The organism is Streptomyces sp. DSM 116793 (assembly GCF_057320905.1).
This window is the reverse complement of the sequence record NZ_CM170494.1, coordinates 7,065,982-7,081,955: the sequence shown is the minus strand read 5'-3', so window position 1 is coordinate 7,081,955 and position 15,974 is coordinate 7,065,982. Positions and strand designations below refer to the sequence as shown.

The following is a 15,974-nucleotide window of genomic DNA, read 5'->3' as shown; positions in this document are numbered from 1 at the left end:
GACCGTGCGAAACTTCCACTTCTCCGAGGGCCTCGGCCGGGGCCGCCGTGACCACCGGGCTCCCAGGGGATACCGGCCCCGGCTGCTCGGCGGGGTGCTGTGGGCCGCCGCCGCGGCGACGGCCCTGGCGGGCGTGTCCGCCTGCTCGGACAACGGGCAGGGCGACGAGGGCGGGTCCCCGAAGGCCTCGGGGGCCCCCGCGACCCGAATCTGCGACGGCACCATGGACCAGCCGGCCGTGGCGGCCCTGAAGCGACTCGGAGGCACCGACACCTTCGAGGAACCCGGCGGGAAGGGTGAGCGGTTCTCGCTGAGCGACGCCTCGGCCCAGCTGAACGGCACAGGGCATCACATCAAGTGCAGCGTCTACCTGCCGGGCGACACCAGTGGCGCCCCGTTCGTCCAGCTGGACTTCAAGGCCGCGGATGACCATCCGACGCGGTCCGAGGTCGAGAAGCTGTCGCCGGGTAGGGACCTCACGTTCTACCCCCTGGGCGCCTACGCCGCCACGAGCGACAAGAACTCCACCACGCTGTACTTCCCGTGCACCACCAAGGGCTCCGGCGGTCAAAGGAGCCGCTATGTGGACACGCTGATGTACAGCACGGCGGGCCAGCTGAAGGGCGACTCCACCAGTACCAGCAAGGACAGGATGACCGTCCTCAACTCCTTCGCGCGCCAGCTGGCGGAGCGGCTCGGCTGCGCGGACGAGGCTCATCTGCCGGCGACGGTGCCGGACGGCGAGTCGGTGCGGCCATAGCCGCGTCGGTGCGGCCGTAGCCGCGCGGCGCGCAAGGTGTGCGCAGTGTGCGAGGCGCGTCACCGGGGTGTGACAATACCGTCGGCCGCGTCGTTGTCATGGCAGCGGCCGCAGGGTCCTCGGGGCCCGCGTACGCTGGCCGCGCAGCACATCCGCACCTCGTGAAGGGACCGCCCGATGGCCGACGCTCAGGACACGGAGCTGGACGCTGAGACCAAGGCGCGCAAGGAGCGCGAGAAGGAGGAGCTCTACGCGCTCGACATCTCCGGTGTCGAGTGGCACGGCGCACCGGGCACCGAGGAGCACGAGGAGCGCGTCGAGATCGCCTACCTGCCCGGCGGCGCCGTGGCCATGCGCTCGTCCGTCGACCCCGACACCGTCCTGCGGTACACGGAGGCGGAGTGGCGGGCGTTCGTCCTCGGCGCTCGGGACGGCGAGTTCGACCTGGAGCCGGCGCCGCACAACGGCGGCCTTCCGGCGGAGTGACCGCCCACGGCGGCCGGCCCCGTGACACACACCACCGGCCCGGCCGCCGCCCGGCAGCCACCCGGTGGCACCGGGAGGTACGGACGGGCGTGGCAGGGTGGCGCGAAAAGGCGGGGGTGGGCACCTCCCGCGCGTGCCCACCCCGCTGTCGTGCCGCGTACCGCGTACCGCGTGTACCGCTCAGTTGAAGTAGCTGGCGGCCTTCAGGTCACCGCCGCGGTAGTCACCGCCGGCGTTGTGCACCAGGCGCGTGATGTTCATCAGCGCCTCGTGGATGACCTTGGCGTCCTTGTCCCACGCCCGCTGCACCTCGGTGTAGGTGCGGTGGGCCTCGCCGTCCCACCCGGTGGCGGCGCGGGCCACGGCCGCCTTGATGTCCTCAAGGTCGGTCTCCAGCCGCTTGGCCTGGTTGCCCAGCTCGGTGGCCATCGCGTCGAGGCCGCCGTACTTCACTGCGAGTTCGTCGTAATGCGGGTTCGCCATGGTTACCCATCTCCTTGGTGAAATCTGCTGCGTGCGGGCGGGCGCGGTGAGCGCCGGTCAGTAGCTGCTGAGGGCCGACGTCTGGTTACCCAGGCCCGGGTCGATCTGCTTGGCGTCCGCGATGATCTTCTCCTCGGAGTCGTTCTTGATCTTCCGAGTGGCGTTCATGGCGTCCAGGAACTTCGCCAGCGTCTTACCCATGTGGACGAGGCTGGTGTTGATCTCCGACTGCTTGCTGCCGAAGGCATTGGCGCCGAGGCCCACCCAGTGCGCTTCCAGCTGGTCGATGGTGCCCTGCAGCCGCTTGACCTGATCCTTGATCGAGTCGTACTTCTCGACGATGTGCTGCTCGAGCTTGATCAGTTCTTGATCCGATACCTTCTGGCCGTCTGCCATGACTGGGCTTCCCTTCCTGAACCTGTCTCTGTCTTCACTGCGGTCTTCAGTTGTCGGGTACCTCTACGCCCGTCTGCTCGGGCTTCGAGGGGCACAGTCCGGCATCGCCGACCAGCAGCCGAATTGTGGATGTCGCTCTCGATCGCGTCTCAGGCGGTGCGCCGCTTCCTGACGAAGGCGAAGACCGCGCCGCCGACCACGACCACCGCGGCGACCACGCCGACGATGGTCCACAGCTGGCCGCTGCCGTCGGAGTCGTCCTGGGCGGCGGCCGCGGACGTCTCTCCCCCCGACGTGTCCGCGCCCTGCGATGATGCCTTGCCGTCCGAGGATGTGTCGTCCGGTTTCTGGGACGCCGATCCGGCCGCGGAGGTTCCGGAGCCGGCGGCGACTCCCGGGGTCTTCGCGCCCGTGATGGGGTCGATGTCGGCCGGGCCGGGGTTGCCCTCGTGGTGCAGGAGGTTCCGGGCCGGCCGGATCAGACCGTACCCGAGGTAGGTGCTCGGCTTGTCCTTCGGCCAGTCACGTCCGGCGGTGTCGATCAGGACGCGGAGCACCTGGTCGGCGGTCCAGGTCGGGTGTGCCGACCAGACGAGCGCGGCGGAGGCGGAGGCGATGGCGGAGGCCTGGCTGGTGCCCTCGCTCGGGCAGTACTTCTTCAGGGTCTTGTCGCACCAGGCGGGGACGTGGGCGCCGGGGGAGGCGAGGTCGACCTTGACACCGTGCTGGGAGAACTTGGTGACGGTGCCGTTCTCGTCGGCAGCGGAGACGCCTACGACGCCGTCGTAGCCGGCGGGGTAGTACAGCTTCTTGTTGCCTTCGTTGCCCATTGCGGCGAAGAGCAGTTTGCCTTTTTTGATCGCGTACTTGACCGCTTCCTCTTCCTTAAGCGTAGGAATGTCCACGCCGAAGGACATGTTGATGACCTGGGCATCGCTGTCCGCCGCAGCCCTGATTGCTTTGTCGCTGTCTCCTCCGCGTTTCGATGACAACGACTTCAGGGTTGTCCGAACAGGGTCGATCCTGGCGTCCGGTGCCAGGCCCTTGAGTCCGCCGCCCTTCCCTGAGCCCGCGATGAGTTCGGCCATTGTCGTTCCGTGGCCTTCATAGTCATCGTGTGCACCCCCCGGCGTTCCTGTCACGTCCGTGCCTGGCAGCAACTTTCCCTGGAGCGAGGGAGTCTCGGAGACGCCGGTGTCGATCACCGCGACGGTGATGCCCTTGCCCGTGCTGACCTTCCACAGCTGGTCAGCGCTCATGGCATCCAGGTACCACTGCTGCGACTGGACGTCGTCAGCGGCTGCCGCGGGGGCAAGACCCGTCAGAGCAACACCCCAGACCCCAAGCGTCGCGGCCACCAAGCCCGCGCCTCGTCGTCTGCGGCCGTGACTCCGCGCGGTGGAGCTGGCGCGGCGGTCGGTTCCTGGCTTCATGCCTGTGCACGTCCTCGTGAGAAAAGGCCTACTCGGTCTCGGGTGGTGCGTGAGGTGGGCGGTGCTGGGGCGCAGGAGGTTCCGCGCCGTCGACGCCGTGCTGGTGCTGGTGTCCCTTGGGGTCCTTGCCGTGCTGCCCGGGATGCTGCTCCTGGTCCCCCTTGCCACGGACCAGGCCTGAGCCTCCGGAGGTGAATCCCGCCCGCTCGCCCTTGGGGCCCTTCGTCCGCTCCTTGGGCGCTCCGACGACGCCCTCGGGGGCACCCGGCGCCCGCCGCATGGACCCCGGCTTGCCGCCCTGCGGATTCGGTGCTCCGATCACACCGCGCTGGCCGACCTTGCCGCCGGTGCCCTGGGTGCGGCCGGGCGTCTCCTTCTGCCCGCCGATGACGGTGCCCTTGGGAACACGGGACGTCGAGCCGGGCGTCTGGCTGGTGGGCCTGCCTCCGACCACCCCGCCCTTGCGGACGGCTCCGGCGCTCGACGACTTGGCCTGGTTCACCTGGCGCGGGGTGCCACCGGTCACGCCGCCCCGGCCCATCGGCATACGGCCGGTCGAGCTGGTGCGGCCGACGGCATGTGCCTGGTTCATCGCGCCGCGGCCCATGGTGTTGGCCGCGCGTCCGGCGCTCGTGGTGTTCCTGCCGGCTCCCGTGGCGTCCCGGACGGAACCGCGGGCCTGCACCTGGGAGGGCCGGCTGTTGCCGAGCGCCTTCACCGGGCCGTTCGCCGGGTTCTGGTTCACGGTGCCGTTGGCGATCGGCAGCGGCGACGGCTGCGTGGGGCCGTTCGGCACGGTGTGCGTCGGCGGCGGGCCGTCGGGCGGAGGCATGGTGGGCAGCGGGGTGCCCACGGTGTCGATCTGCGTGCTCACCTCGGGCCGGTGGTGCTGGTCGGTGATGATGCCGTGCGTCGACAGCCGCTGCTCGATGTCTCCGGACACGTGGCCCGTCGATCGGTGCGTCTGGGCGTCGACTCGGCCGGAGCGTTCGAGAGTGCCACTGCGCCCCCCACCTGGCGAGTGCTCAGCAGATCCGCCATGGGGCGCGGGCACCCCCACATCAGGCATCATCTCGAACCGAGGCGGCTTCTGCTGCGCCAGCGCCCCGCTGGAGACCGTGTAGAACGACGCCAGCCGGTTCATCTGGTTGATGGCCTCCTGGCGGTGGCCCTCGACCTGGACTGCCTCGTCGTACTCGGGGTTCCCCTTGACCCGCTTGGGCGCAGGGATGTCCTCGACCCTCTTCTTGTGCGGCCGGGTGTCCTTCGGCGGCATGGAGCTGCGGACCGAGCGGAGGCCGGAGCCCGCCGCGGTGATCTGCAGGCCGGCTGCGTCGGCGTAGTCGGCGAGGGCGTGTGTGTGCGTGACGAGGTTGCCGCCCCAGTCACGGAAGTTGGTGCCCGCCTCGCCGTGCCAGTCGACGTTGCCGATGTGCTGGCCGAGTTCGTTCGCGGCGTCCCTGATGGCGTCGCGGGCGTCCCAGAGTGCCTGGCCGGCGTTCTCCAGGTCGGCGGGGTTGGTGTTCTCGACGAGCTCGATCATGGCGTTGAGCTCGTGGCCCTCGAAGTCGGAGCGGCCGAAGTTGCCGTGCCCCAGGAAGGGCGCGAACAGCTCCATGGCCTTGGTGCCCACGTCCGTGACGCTGACTTCGGTCTGGGCGCGCTGGACGTCCTGCGTGTGCTTTCCGTGGGTCATGAGTACCCCGTTCCGGAATGCTTGTCGTCACTGTGGCCCTGCGGCTTCTCGGTGTGCTCCTGCGGCGGCTTGTTGTCCTCGCGGATCTGCGCCTGCAGCGCGTGGAACCTGCGCCGCAGGTCCTCGTCGAGGTTGTCGAAACCGATGTCCGCGCCGTGCACGGCGATGCCCATGGCCTCGATCTGATGGCCGAGCGACTTGGAGAGCGTGGTGAGCTCTTCGTGTACGCGGTTGTACTGGTGGAAGAGGTCGTCCGCCTCGCCGAACGCCCCCTGCCCGCTCAGTGAGGCGCGGGAGATCCGCTGGGCACCGACCTTGCCGGAACTGCCCGCCGAACCCTCGAACTCACTGAGCAGCTTGTCCACGCGCCGCTTGAAGATCTTCAACGCCTCTGCGCCGCGCTTCAGGTCGGCGCCACCGCCCGCATCCGCAGGAAGCACTGGACCTTCCCTCCCCGTTGTGTTCCCCAGAGCCGGCCCGGCCGGGGTCCCACCGGGCCGGGCTGGCGAAGCCGCTACTAACCGCGCTTTTATTACTTTAGTCAACAGGCAGAACCGGGCCAACTGATCTGTGTACTAGGTCAGTTACGACTCCACCACCACCGGGGCGGATCATCCCCCTAATTCCCCCGATTTCCCCCGCCCCTCTCGAATCAGCGCGCGAGCAACACTACCCGGCCCCTCTGACACCGGCACCCGGGCTGGCGGGAAACACCGGTCCCGTCGGTCACTCGCCCCTTTTCCCGGCTCATCCCCCGCCCCGGATCCTGCGCCTGCGCCGCCGGGCGTCCCGTGTCGCGACGCCCGTGCCGGCGAGGCCCGCCACCAGGACCGCGGCGCCGACCATGACGTAGGTGCCCAGGCGGGCGTTCCGCTCGGCCTGTGTCTCGCCCAGGTGGAGCGGGGCGGGAGTGGGGGCCTCGGCGCGGACGAGGCCCTCGTGGGGGACCGGCTTCTCCACCTTGTGGTCGTCCTCGGTGAGGGCGCGCACCGGGTCGACCACGCCCCAGCCGACGTGGCTGTCACGGCCGTTGAAGGAGCGTTCCGCGGTCTGCTCGATCTGGGCGACGATCTCCCGCGGGGTCCAGTCCTTGTGTTTGGCCTTGATGAGCGCGGCGACGGCGGCCACATAGGGGGCGGAGAAGCTGGTGCCGTCGTCGGAGCAGTGCCCGCCCTTGGGAACCGTGGAGATCATGTCGACGCCCGGCGCGGCGACGCCCACCTGGTAGCTGGACTGGGAGAACTGCGCACGCTCGTTGTTGCGGTCCGAGGCGGCCACCGCGAGGACGCCCGGGTACGAGGCCGGATAGGTCTTCTTGACGTTGCCGCCGAGGCCGTCGTTGCCGGCGGAGGCCACCACGACCACGCCGGCGTCGATGGCGTTCTCCACGGCCTGCCGCAGCCTGTCGCCGGGGGCGACGGCGTCCGAGGTGTCCTGGGAGATGTTGATGACGTCGGCCTTCTCCTGGACCGCGTAGTCGATGGCCTTCGTCAGGGTGTCGGTGTTGCCGTTGCCCTGGGCGTCGTTCTGCTTGATGGGGATGATCGTCGCCCCCGGGGCCAGGCCCACGAAGCCGGTGCCCTTGAGGGGGCGGGCGGCGATGATGCCTGCGACCTTCGTGCCGTGGCCGACGGTGTCCGTGGTGCCCTGCTCGTTGCCACGGTCGCCGATGGTCTCGCCCCTGGCGTCCTTCTTCGGCAGGAAGTTGTGCCCGGAGCCCACGTCCACGGCGTGGGTGAGCTGCGGGTTCTTCACGTCCACGCCGGTGTCGATGACGGCGACCCTGATGCCCTTGCCGGTGGACTGCTGCCACAGCTCGTCCAGGTTCACGCGCTGCAGCGACCAGGGCTTGCCCGGGTACTTGGGGTTCGGGAACGTGCATTCGCCGGAGTCGGCCGCGGCCGGGGCACCGGCGGCGGCGAGCAGGCCCGCGGCCGTGGCGGTGGCCAGCAGGGCGGCCGCCACGGTGCGCGGCCGGCCGGGGCGCCCGGGCGCCGGCCGGCGAGAGCGTGCGTGGGTCATCGGTGCCGCCTCACGAACCCTGCGGCTGGCAGGCCGCCGCCTTCGACAGCCGGGGGCCGGTCGGCAGGAACTCCGACCACGCGGCCGGGACCGGCGCCGGGGTGACGTCCCCGTAGCCCAGGCGGGTCTGGGAGTCCTTCTCCGGCGGCGGCTGCTGCCCGTTCTTCTTGCCGGTGTCGCCGATGCCGCAGTCGTCCGTGGCGCTGTCGCCGTTGCCCTGCAGGGCGTAGCGCAGCCCGGTGTCGGTGACCAGGAAGACGCCGCCGGCCTTGGTCTCGGTGTTCTGGAACTGGCGGTAGAGCTGGCCGGAGCCGGGGGTGACGTAGGCGCTGCTCGACCCGGTGGCGAGGGTGGCGGGGAAGGCGGTGCCCGCCCAGATGCTGAGGGTGGTGGAGCCGTTCCCCGCGACCGAGCGCAGCACGTTGCAGACGGTGTTGTGGGCGCCCTTCTGCGTGCTCGGGGTGTTGACCACGTGCGGCTTGTGCTCCGGCCACGTGCGGTCGCCGCCGAACTCGGTGCCGCTCGGTGTGAAGGAGCCGCGGTTGACCTTGATCGCCTGACCGGTCGTCATGACCTGGGAGAGATCAGGGTCCTGGAGGAGCAGGTTCGCCATGAAGTCGGAGACCGGCTCCACCCGGCCGGACAGGACGACGTAGTAGCGCAGCACTCCGCCGTCCAGCGCCTGGAGGATGGTGCCGACCTTGTCGGCCTGGGAGCTGAGGGTGCCGGCCACGCCGGCCGCGTTCCCGATGCCGTCGATGGTGGGGAACGCGATCCGGTCGCCCCTGTGGAGGGTGTTCAGCCACTCCTGGGACACCTTCTGCGGCTGGTTTCCGCTGGAGACGACGGCGCCGACCAGGTTCTGGTCGACGTCGAGCGGGTAGGCCATGCCGCCGTGGTCCACCACGTAGCGGGTCTTGTCGGGCCCCTGCACGTACAGGAGGTCACCGCCGCGCAGCCGCGCGGCGCCGTCCATGCGCTTCTCCTCGCGCTTGGCGAAGACGAACGCGGCCTTCTGGACGGCGCCTCCGTCCCCGGGGCGCTGGCAGACGGCCCAGCGCTTCGCCGCGCCCGCCTCGGCGGGATCCGGCAGGCGGTCGGGGGCGTAGGGGATGCCGATGGTGACGCCGTGCGGGACCTTGCCGCTGTCGAGGACGGACTCGTCGACGTTGACGACCTGGCCCTTGTCGGGGTCGAGCAGCAGCTTGGCGGAGGCCATGTTCAGCACGGGGTGCAACTGCGCCTTGTTCTTGGTCTTCAGGACGACGTAGCGGGTCGTGGACTTGCTGGCGATGATCACCTTCTCGCCCGGGGTGTCCCAGCCCTGGGGTGCGGTCGGCTTGAGCATGCCCCAGGCGCCGAAGGCGGCCAGGATCACCACCGCGATGATCACGCTGGGCACCAGGGCCCGCAGCGGCCGGGGCGCGCCCTCCTCGGAACCCGTGGCCGAGGGCTGCACGAAGGCCGCCAGCATGCGCCGCTTCGCGAAGGTGTAGGCGTTGAGTTCGTCCCGTCGTGATGCCATGAGTGTCTGCCGCTCCCCCTTGCTCCCATGCGGCGCCCGACTCCCGTACGGCGTGGGGAGGCTGCCGTCCCGTCCCCGCCTCTATTGTCGGACCGGGCCCCTACTATGCCTGGTGAGGGACCGCTCGTGTCAGGCGGGTAGGGTGCGGGATCCGAAAGCGGCCTGCCCGCAGGAGCGTTCGGATGGAAACGGACGGAATTCGGGGGTTTGAAGCAGTGACTTCCGCTACGCCGGCTCGGCCGCGGTCGAGGAGCCGGTCCGCGGCGCAGCGCTCGGGGCCCGGCCGTGGGCCACGGGCCGCCGCCGCGTCCCCGGTGCCCGCCGCCCAGGCCCCCGTCGCCTTCCGGCTCACCAGCCGCTCGGGGCAGTTCATCTCCTTCCGGCTGCAGCAGCTCGTGCTGATCGAGCTGGCGGCGGCCGTGCTGCTGGGCGCCTGGGTGGCGGACACGCTGCTGCTGGTGCCCGGTGTCGTCGTCGCCGCGCTCCTGGTGCTGCTCGCGGTGGCGCGCCGCCGCGGCCGCTCGCTGCCCGAATGGCTCACCACCGCGCGCGGGTTGCGCGCCCGGAAGCGCCGGGCGAAGAGCACGGCCATACCGCCCGGCACCGAGCCCGGCTTCGCGCCCGCGGTGGAGTGCGACCCCGCGCTGCGCACGTATGCGTACGGCGGCAAGGACCGCCGCCCGGTCGGCATGGTCGGCGACGGGACGTTCCTGACGGCCGTCCTCCAGGTCGAGTCCGACGCCACCGCGCTGCGCAACGAGCGCGACCGGCGCCCGCTGCCCCTGAAGCTGGTGCGCGAGGCCATGGACGTGGACGACATCCACCTGGAGTCGGCCCAGGTCGTGCTGCACACCCAGCCGGCACCCGCGCTGCACCTGCCCCAGGAGTCCGTGGCGGTCAGCAACTACGCGCCGCTCCAGGCGCAGACGGGCGCGCCCGCCGTCCGGATCACCTGGATCGCGCTGAAGCTGGACCCGGAGCTGTGCCCGGAGGCGGTGGCCGCGCGCGGCGGCGGGCTCACCGGTGCGCAGAAGTGCGTGGTGCGCTCGGCCGACCAGCTCGCGAGCCGCCTGACCGGCGCCGGCTTCCGCGCCACGCTCCTCACGGAGGAGGAGCTGGCCGCGGCGATCGCCACCTCCGCGTGCGCCAACCCGATGGTGACGGCGCAGGCCGGCCGGGCCGAGGCGCCGCAGCGCAGGACCGAGGAGACCAGCCGCACCTGGCGCTGCGACAACCGCAGGCACACCACGTACTGGGTGCGCCGCTGGCCGCAGCTGGGCGGCTCCGGCGGGTCGCTCCCGCAGCTCGTCGCCCTGATCACGGCGATACCCGCGCTGGCCACCACCTTCAGCCTCACCCTGGGCCGCGGTGAGCACCAGGAGATGACGGTGCGTGGCTTCGTGCGCGTCACGGGCCGGGGCGACACCGAGCTCGTCGCCGCCCGCCGCCGCCTGCAGCAGGCCGCCCGGCACACCAGGACGGCCCTGGTCCGGCTCGACCGCGAGCAGCTCCCCGGCGTGCTCGCCACCATGCCGCTGGGAGGCACCCGCTGATGGCCATGACGACTCCCCCAACGGCGCACGGCGGCAGGGGCGCGCCGGTGACCACCACCCCGGCGGGTCAGCCGGGGCCCTGGGGGCAGGAGCCGCTGGGAGCGGCGGCGCAGGGCCGGCCGGCCGCCTCCGAGGCCGGGTTCCGCGCCCGGATGCGCGCCGGTTTCGGCCTGATGGGCCCGCGGAACGGCCGTCACGCGGTCTCCGCGGCGGACGTGGACACACTGGCGCTGCCCGTCGGCGACGACGGTGTGGTGATAGGGGTGGACGCGCAGTCCCGCCCCGCGGTGCTCGGCCTGCACCGCCCGACGCCCTACGACATCCTGCTGATCGGCGGCCTGTGGACCGCTCAGGTGCTGGCGCTGCGGGCCGCGGCGACGGGTGCGCGGGTCGCCGTCGAGACCGGCCGGGCCGGTGACTGGGCGGCGCTGGCGCACACGGCGGGCGGCGCGCAGCAGATCATCACCCTGCACGACGTCGGTAGGGTGCCGCCGCTCGGCCCGTCGGCGGGCAGCCCGGTGCTGGTGCTGCGGGACTGCGGGATGCAGCCGCCGCGCGGCCGGGTGGTGTCCGGGCCCTGGCAGTCGGTGCTGACGCTGCTGCCGTATCTGAGCCCGGTGGCGCCCCGGTTGATGCGGCAGACGCGGCTGGTCGGCGTGCAGCGGCTGTCGCCCGACGAGTCCAGCAAGCTCGGCCGGCTGCTGGCGCTGCCCGGCGCGGACGTGGAGTCGCTGCCGACGCTCGCCGACGGCGTCACCCTTTGGTGTGCCGGCCGGGACCGGCAGTACGTGATGACCCAGGCCACCGACGCCGAGACCGGATTGTTGGGTATGCCGCGGCGGATGGACCGGGCGTAGGGATTTCACCCGCCGTCGGCGGTTTGGGGGTGTTTCCCGGGCGCGTGGGGAAGCGTCCGGGCGCATTCGGGCGAGGCGAGGCGCCGTACCCCCTCGACGGGTCCGCCGACGGGCCTGCCCCAGGGGCCGTCGTGGTGATTAGGCTGGGTCCGGGGCACGATCGCCGCACCCGTGGACCGGGCGGTCCGTGAGCGGGTCGGCGAGGGTGTCCCAGGGGGAGTGCCGTACGGGCCACACGGCCCGGCACGGTGTCGGACGACCGCGGCCGGAACGGCTCCAGGGCCGCGGACAGGTGCACACGGCTTTGAGGACGCGGACAGCTGGTGCCGTCGGTACACGGCAGTTGAGGTCGGCGGAGACGGTCGCCCCAGAACGGTACGAGGGTGCTCGACCACACCAGGAGGAATTGTGAGCAGCGATCGGGACGGTATCCGCGGGGGCTGGGAGTCACCCGACGATGACCAGTCCGACGCCGAGTCCGCCTTCGAGGCGACGGGAGAGTTCACCATCGACTACGCCCCGCCCGCCTGGTACACGCAGAACGCGTCGCCCAGCTCGCAGGACGCGTCGCCGGCTCCGGGGTCGCCCACACCGCCGCAGGTCTCCCCCATACCTCCGGTCGGCTCGGCCCCTCCCCCGGCGCCCACCGGCGAACCGGTGGACGTGCCGCGGCTCCCGGAGGGCAGTGGCTTCGAGCCGCGCTGGGGGACGCAGGGCGAGACACCCGGCCAGGGCGCGGCCGCTCCCGGCGCCGCTCAGGGCGGCTACGGCTACCCGGCGCCCGGCTCGGGCCATGGGCCGGGGGCGAGTGCGGGCAGTGGTCCGGGCTTTGATTCCGGTTCTGCTTCCGGTTCCGCTCCGGGCGGGGGGTACGGGTCCGGCTCGGGTACGGGTTCCGGCGCTGCCGGGGGTCCGTGGGGCGACTCCGCGGGTCAGGGTTCGGCCGGCGCGCAGGACGCCTACGGCGCGGGCCCGGGCGGCTCCTACGGTTCGGGGTACGGCTCGACGCCGGCCGCGGGGAACGGCACGGGCGCGGCCTACAGCCCGCCGAGCCCGCCCGGCGGGACGCCGTACGGTACGGACTCCTCTGGTTCCGGGCACGGTTCCGGAACCGGCGCGGGCGGTACGGCGGGGGCCGTCGGCGGGCCGGGTCCGGAGGGCACCGCCGGGGACTCCTCCTGGGACCCAGGGAACAGCGGCGACCTGGAGAGCAACGCCACGATGCGGATCTCCTCGGCCGCGCTCAAGCGGGAGCTGGCCCAACTCGCCGCCCAGCACAGCGCGTCCGCCAAGGCGGGGAGCACCGCCGGGGCCGACGACCGCTCCGGTGCGGAAACGGACGGCGCGGACGAGACCGGCGGCACCGCTGGCACGCGCGCGGACGGCCTCACGACGGACGGCCGGACGGACGGAACGGACGGGACGGACCCCGCCGCCTCCACGGGCTCCGCGGCCTCCACGGACTCGGGGGCCGCCGCGATCGTCTGGCCGCCCGAGACGGACCCCGACTACCCCCGCACAGGCCTGGGCTCCGAACACGGCACGGGCACCTCGGCCACCCCCTCCGGGGGCACCCCGGTCTCCGGGAGCGCCACATCGCCGGGCGAACCGTTCCCGGGGGCCGACGACGACTTCCCCAGCCTCCGCTCCCCCTGGTCCACGGGCCCGGACGACGACGCCGACGCGACATCCGGGACCGACCGGGACTCCGGCGCGTCGTCCGGCAGGGATGACGCCGCCGCCGACGCCGACGCCCGGTCAGGCACCGCGGACGACACCGGTACGCCTGATGCCGCCGGTGCGGGTGCCGCCGGCTCGGACGGCGACGGCACGGACCCGGCGGCGGCCGAGTACGACGGCCCGCAGGACTCCGCGCCCGGCTCCGGCACCGACGCGGACGACGCCGCGCGCGCGGAGACGGACACCGCCGACGCCGCCACGGATGCCGCCGGCGCCCCGGCCACCGGGACGGACTCCGTCGGGCCCTCGGCCGACGGCACCGCGGGCACGGACGGCACCACCGCGGACGGGGCCGGAAACCGCGGCGTCCAGGGCATGGACCCGGCGGGCACGGGCGGCCCGGCGAGCGCAGACGGGCCCGCAGGCACAGGCGGCACGCCGGGCGCCGGGCAGGGCGGCCCCGCCGGACCCGCGGACGCGGGGCAGCCCCAGCCCGGCCCCTGGGGGCCCCTCCCCGGACAGCAGGGCGGGCTCCCCGCGCCGCCGCCGTCCTTCGAACTCGCCGCGCCGGCGGCCGCCGACCAGTGGTCCGCCGCACCGCAGCAGCCCGGACAGCCCCAGCCCCAGCCCCAGCCCCAGCAGGCGGCTCCCGGCACACCGCAGCCCGGGCAAGCGGGGCAGCCGACGGCGGGCCAGCCCGGGCAGCCGGGAGCCGGGGCCCCGTTCCCCGCCCAGGGACCGGGAGCACAGCAGCCCGCGCCGCCCCCATGGCCCCACCCCACGCCCGGCGCACCGCCCGCCCCGCCCACCCCCGGACAGCCGGGTGGCTACGGCTTCCCCCAACAGAGCAACCCCGCTGCGCCGCCGGCCCCCGGCCCGCAGGGCGGCTACGGCTTCCCCCAGCAGGGCGCCCCCACTCCGCCGGCACCCGCTCCCGGGCAGCCCGGCGGCTACGGGTTCCCGCAGCAGGGCGCCCCGGGCGCGGGACAGGCCCCCGGGGTCCCGGGAGCACCCGGGGTCCCGGGAGCACCCGGGGCGCCCCAGCCGACCCCCGGTCACCAGGGCGGTTACGGCTTCCCGCCCCAGGGCAATCCCGCGGCCCCGCCCGCCCCCGGGGGGCAGGGCGGCTACGGCTTCCCGCCCCGGACCGGCCAGGCTCCCCCGCCCGCCCCCGGGCAGCCCGGCGGCTACGGCTTCCCGCAGGCACCCGCGCCCGGTGTGCCGGACCCGAGGACTCCGGCGCCCCAGGCGCCCCACCCCGGCCCGGGTCAGCCGCAGGCGCCCCAGCCCCCGGGCCAGGGCCAGAGCCAGGGGCCGGGGCAGCCGCAAGCCCCAGGTGGCCAGGGCCCCGTACCGCCCCAGGGCCCCGGCGCCCCCGGGCAGCAGCAGCCGGTGCCGGGTCAGCCGGCCGCCTTCCCGCCGGGCGCCCCCGGGGCGCCCGGCGCCCCCGCCGCGCCCCAGGGCCCGGGCGGCCCCCAGCCCTACGGCGCACAGCAGGCCCCGGGACAACCCGGAGCGCCCGGACAGCCCGGCGCCCCGGGGCAGCCCGGCATGCCCGCGGCACCCGGCGCGTACCCGCAGGCGATGCAGCACGACCAACGGCAGCCCACCAACCCGGGCGCCCCGCTCGGGTACACCGCGGCGGTGGAGCTGTCGTCGGACCGGCTGCTCAACAACAAGAAGCAGAAGGCGAAGAGCGGGCGGCCCACCGCGAGCGGGTCGCGGTTCAAGCTCGGCGGCAAGAAGGAGGAGGCCGAGCGGCTGCGGAAGCTGGAGCTGATCCGCACTCCCGTGCTGTCGTGCTACCGGATCGCGGTCATCTCCCTCAAGGGCGGGGTCGGCAAGACGACCACCACCACGGCCCTCGGCTCGACGCTGGCCATCGAGCGGCAGGACAAGATCCTCGCCATCGACGCCAACCCGGACGCGGGCACGCTCGGCCGCCGGGTGCGGCGCGAGACCGGGGCCACCATCCGCGACCTGGTGCAGGCGATCCCGTACCTCCAGTCGTACATGGACATCCGGCGGTTCACCTCGCAGGCCCCGTCCGGCCTGGAGATCATCGCGAACGACGTCGACCCGGCCGTCTCGACGACCTTCAACGACGAGGACTACCGGCGCGTCATAGAGGTGCTCGGGCAGCAGTACCCGGTCATCCTCACCGACTCGGGCACCGGTCTGCTGTACAGCGCGATGCGGGGTGTGCTGGACCTCGCCGACCAGCTCATCATCATCTCCACGCCGTCGGTGGACGGCGCGAGCAGCGCGTCCACGACCCTCGACTGGCTCTCGGCGCACGGGTACGCCGATCTGGTGTCCCGTTCGATCACGGTGATCTCCGGGGTCCGCGAGACCGGCAAGATGATCAAGGTGGAGGACATCGTCAGCCACTTCGAGACGCGCTGCCGGGGCGTCATCGTCGTCCCGTTCGACGAGCACCTCGCGGCGGGTGCCGAGGTGGACCTCGACATGATGCGGCCCAAGGTGCGCGAGGCGTACTTCAACCTGGCCGCGATGGTCGCGGAGGACTTCGTGCGGCACCAGCAGGCCCACGGCCTGTGGACGTCGGACGGGAACCCGCCCCCGCAGGTGGCGCCCCCGCTGCCGGGCCAGCAGGCTCAGGGGCAGGGGCCCGGGGGCTGGCAGCAGCAGGGGTATCCGCAGGGCTACCCCCCGGCGGCCCCCCAACCGGGCGCTCCCCAACCGGGGATGCCCCATCCCGGCCCCCCGGGCCCCGAGGTGCCCCCGCCCGGCATGCCGCCCCAGGCCGGGATGTCCCAGCAGCCGGTGCCGCCCGGCCCGGGCGCGTCGGGGTCCGGTGTGCCGCAGCGCTGGACCCAGCAGCCTCCCGGAGCGGGAGGACAGTAGTCCGGTAGGAGCACTTCGGGTGCCCCGGTCCGTGCCGCCCGCCCGGCGTGGACCGGGGCACCGGCGCGTTCGGGTGCACCCGCCCGGCGGACCGGCCGCCCGGGATCCCGCAACCGCCGGCCCCCGCCCGATTGTCTACAAACCCGTAAGCAGCACCGCCTCATGGCCCGGACCAGGGGGTGGGTCGGCCGCCACTCCCTGGCCTGGCGGTTTTC

General features: G+C 73.1%; 12 protein-coding genes. 5 read left to right on the top strand and 7 right to left on the bottom strand.

Annotated elements, in window-relative coordinates; translation table 11 throughout:
• The first annotated feature begins 4 nt into the window (after positions 1-4).
• A complete protein-coding gene (locus ACSMXW_RS27870; protein ID WP_485800270.1) occupies positions 5-760 on the top strand; it encodes a hypothetical protein in 756 nt (251 codons plus the stop codon).
• Between the two features lie 177 nt (positions 761-937).
• Positions 938-1,246 carry a DUF397 domain-containing protein gene (locus tag ACSMXW_RS27865; RefSeq protein ID WP_485800268.1) on the top strand — a complete coding sequence of 103 codons (309 nt, stop codon included), beginning with the start codon at positions 938-940 and terminating at the stop codon, positions 1,244-1,246.
• Positions 1,247-1,426: 180 nt separating this feature from the next.
• Here ACSMXW_RS27865 and ACSMXW_RS27860 read toward each other — a convergent pair whose 3' ends face one another.
• From ACSMXW_RS27860 to eccB, 7 genes are all read right to left on the bottom strand, one after another.
• Positions 1,427-1,729, bottom strand: a complete 303-nt coding sequence (locus ACSMXW_RS27860; protein ID WP_485800267.1) for a WXG100 family type VII secretion target — start codon at positions 1,727-1,729, stop codon at positions 1,427-1,429.
• Positions 1,730-1,786: 57 nt separating this feature from the next.
• Positions 1,787-2,125, bottom strand: coding sequence for a WXG100 family type VII secretion target (locus ACSMXW_RS27855; RefSeq protein ID WP_485800266.1), 339 nt, complete (start codon positions 2,123-2,125; stop codon positions 1,787-1,789).
• A 149-nt stretch (positions 2,126-2,274) separates the two neighbouring features.
• Positions 2,275-3,384 (bottom strand): S8 family serine peptidase, encoded by a 1,110-nt coding sequence (locus ACSMXW_RS27850; RefSeq protein WP_485800264.1) that lies wholly within the window; start codon positions 3,382-3,384, stop codon positions 2,275-2,277.
• Positions 3,385-3,586: 202 nt separating this feature from the next.
• On the bottom strand, positions 3,587-5,254 hold the full coding sequence (locus tag ACSMXW_RS27845; RefSeq protein WP_485800263.1) for a WXG100 family type VII secretion target: 1,668 nt from the start codon (positions 5,252-5,254) through the stop codon (positions 3,587-3,589).
• A complete protein-coding gene (locus tag ACSMXW_RS27840) occupies positions 5,251-5,694 on the bottom strand; it encodes a hypothetical protein (RefSeq protein ID WP_485800262.1) in 444 nt (147 codons plus the stop codon). The genes ACSMXW_RS27845 and ACSMXW_RS27840 overlap by 4 nt, the downstream gene beginning before the upstream one ends.
• Before the next feature lie 307 nt (positions 5,695-6,001).
• Positions 6,002-7,276, bottom strand: a complete 1,275-nt coding sequence (mycP, locus tag ACSMXW_RS27835) for a type VII secretion-associated serine protease mycosin (protein ID WP_485800261.1) — start codon at positions 7,274-7,276, stop codon at positions 6,002-6,004.
• A gap of 10 nt (positions 7,277-7,286) precedes the next feature.
• Entirely contained in the window at positions 7,287-8,801 is a 1,515-nt protein-coding gene (eccB, locus tag ACSMXW_RS27830; RefSeq protein ID WP_485800260.1) for a type VII secretion protein EccB, read from the bottom strand.
• Positions 8,802-8,983: 182 nt separating this feature from the next.
• Here eccB and eccE point away from each other — a divergent pair, with 182 nt between their 5' ends.
• The 3 genes from eccE to ACSMXW_RS27815 all read left to right on the top strand — a co-directional run bounded on the left by eccE (position 8,984) and on the right by ACSMXW_RS27815 (position 15,759).
• Positions 8,984-10,354, top strand: a complete 1,371-nt coding sequence (gene eccE / locus ACSMXW_RS27825; protein ID WP_485800259.1) for a type VII secretion protein EccE — start codon at positions 8,984-8,986, stop codon at positions 10,352-10,354.
• On the top strand, positions 10,354-11,211 hold the full coding sequence (locus tag ACSMXW_RS27820; RefSeq protein WP_485800258.1) for a hypothetical protein: 858 nt from the start codon (positions 10,354-10,356) through the stop codon (positions 11,209-11,211). Before eccE ends, ACSMXW_RS27820 begins: the two co-directional genes overlap by 1 nt.
• A gap of 408 nt (positions 11,212-11,619) precedes the next feature.
• The gene (locus ACSMXW_RS27815) at positions 11,620-15,759 is read left to right on the top strand and encodes an SCO5717 family growth-regulating ATPase (protein WP_485800257.1); all 4,140 of its coding nucleotides are present in this window, start codon (positions 11,620-11,622) and stop codon (positions 15,757-15,759) included.
• The last annotated feature ends 215 nt before the right edge of the window (positions 15,760-15,974 follow it).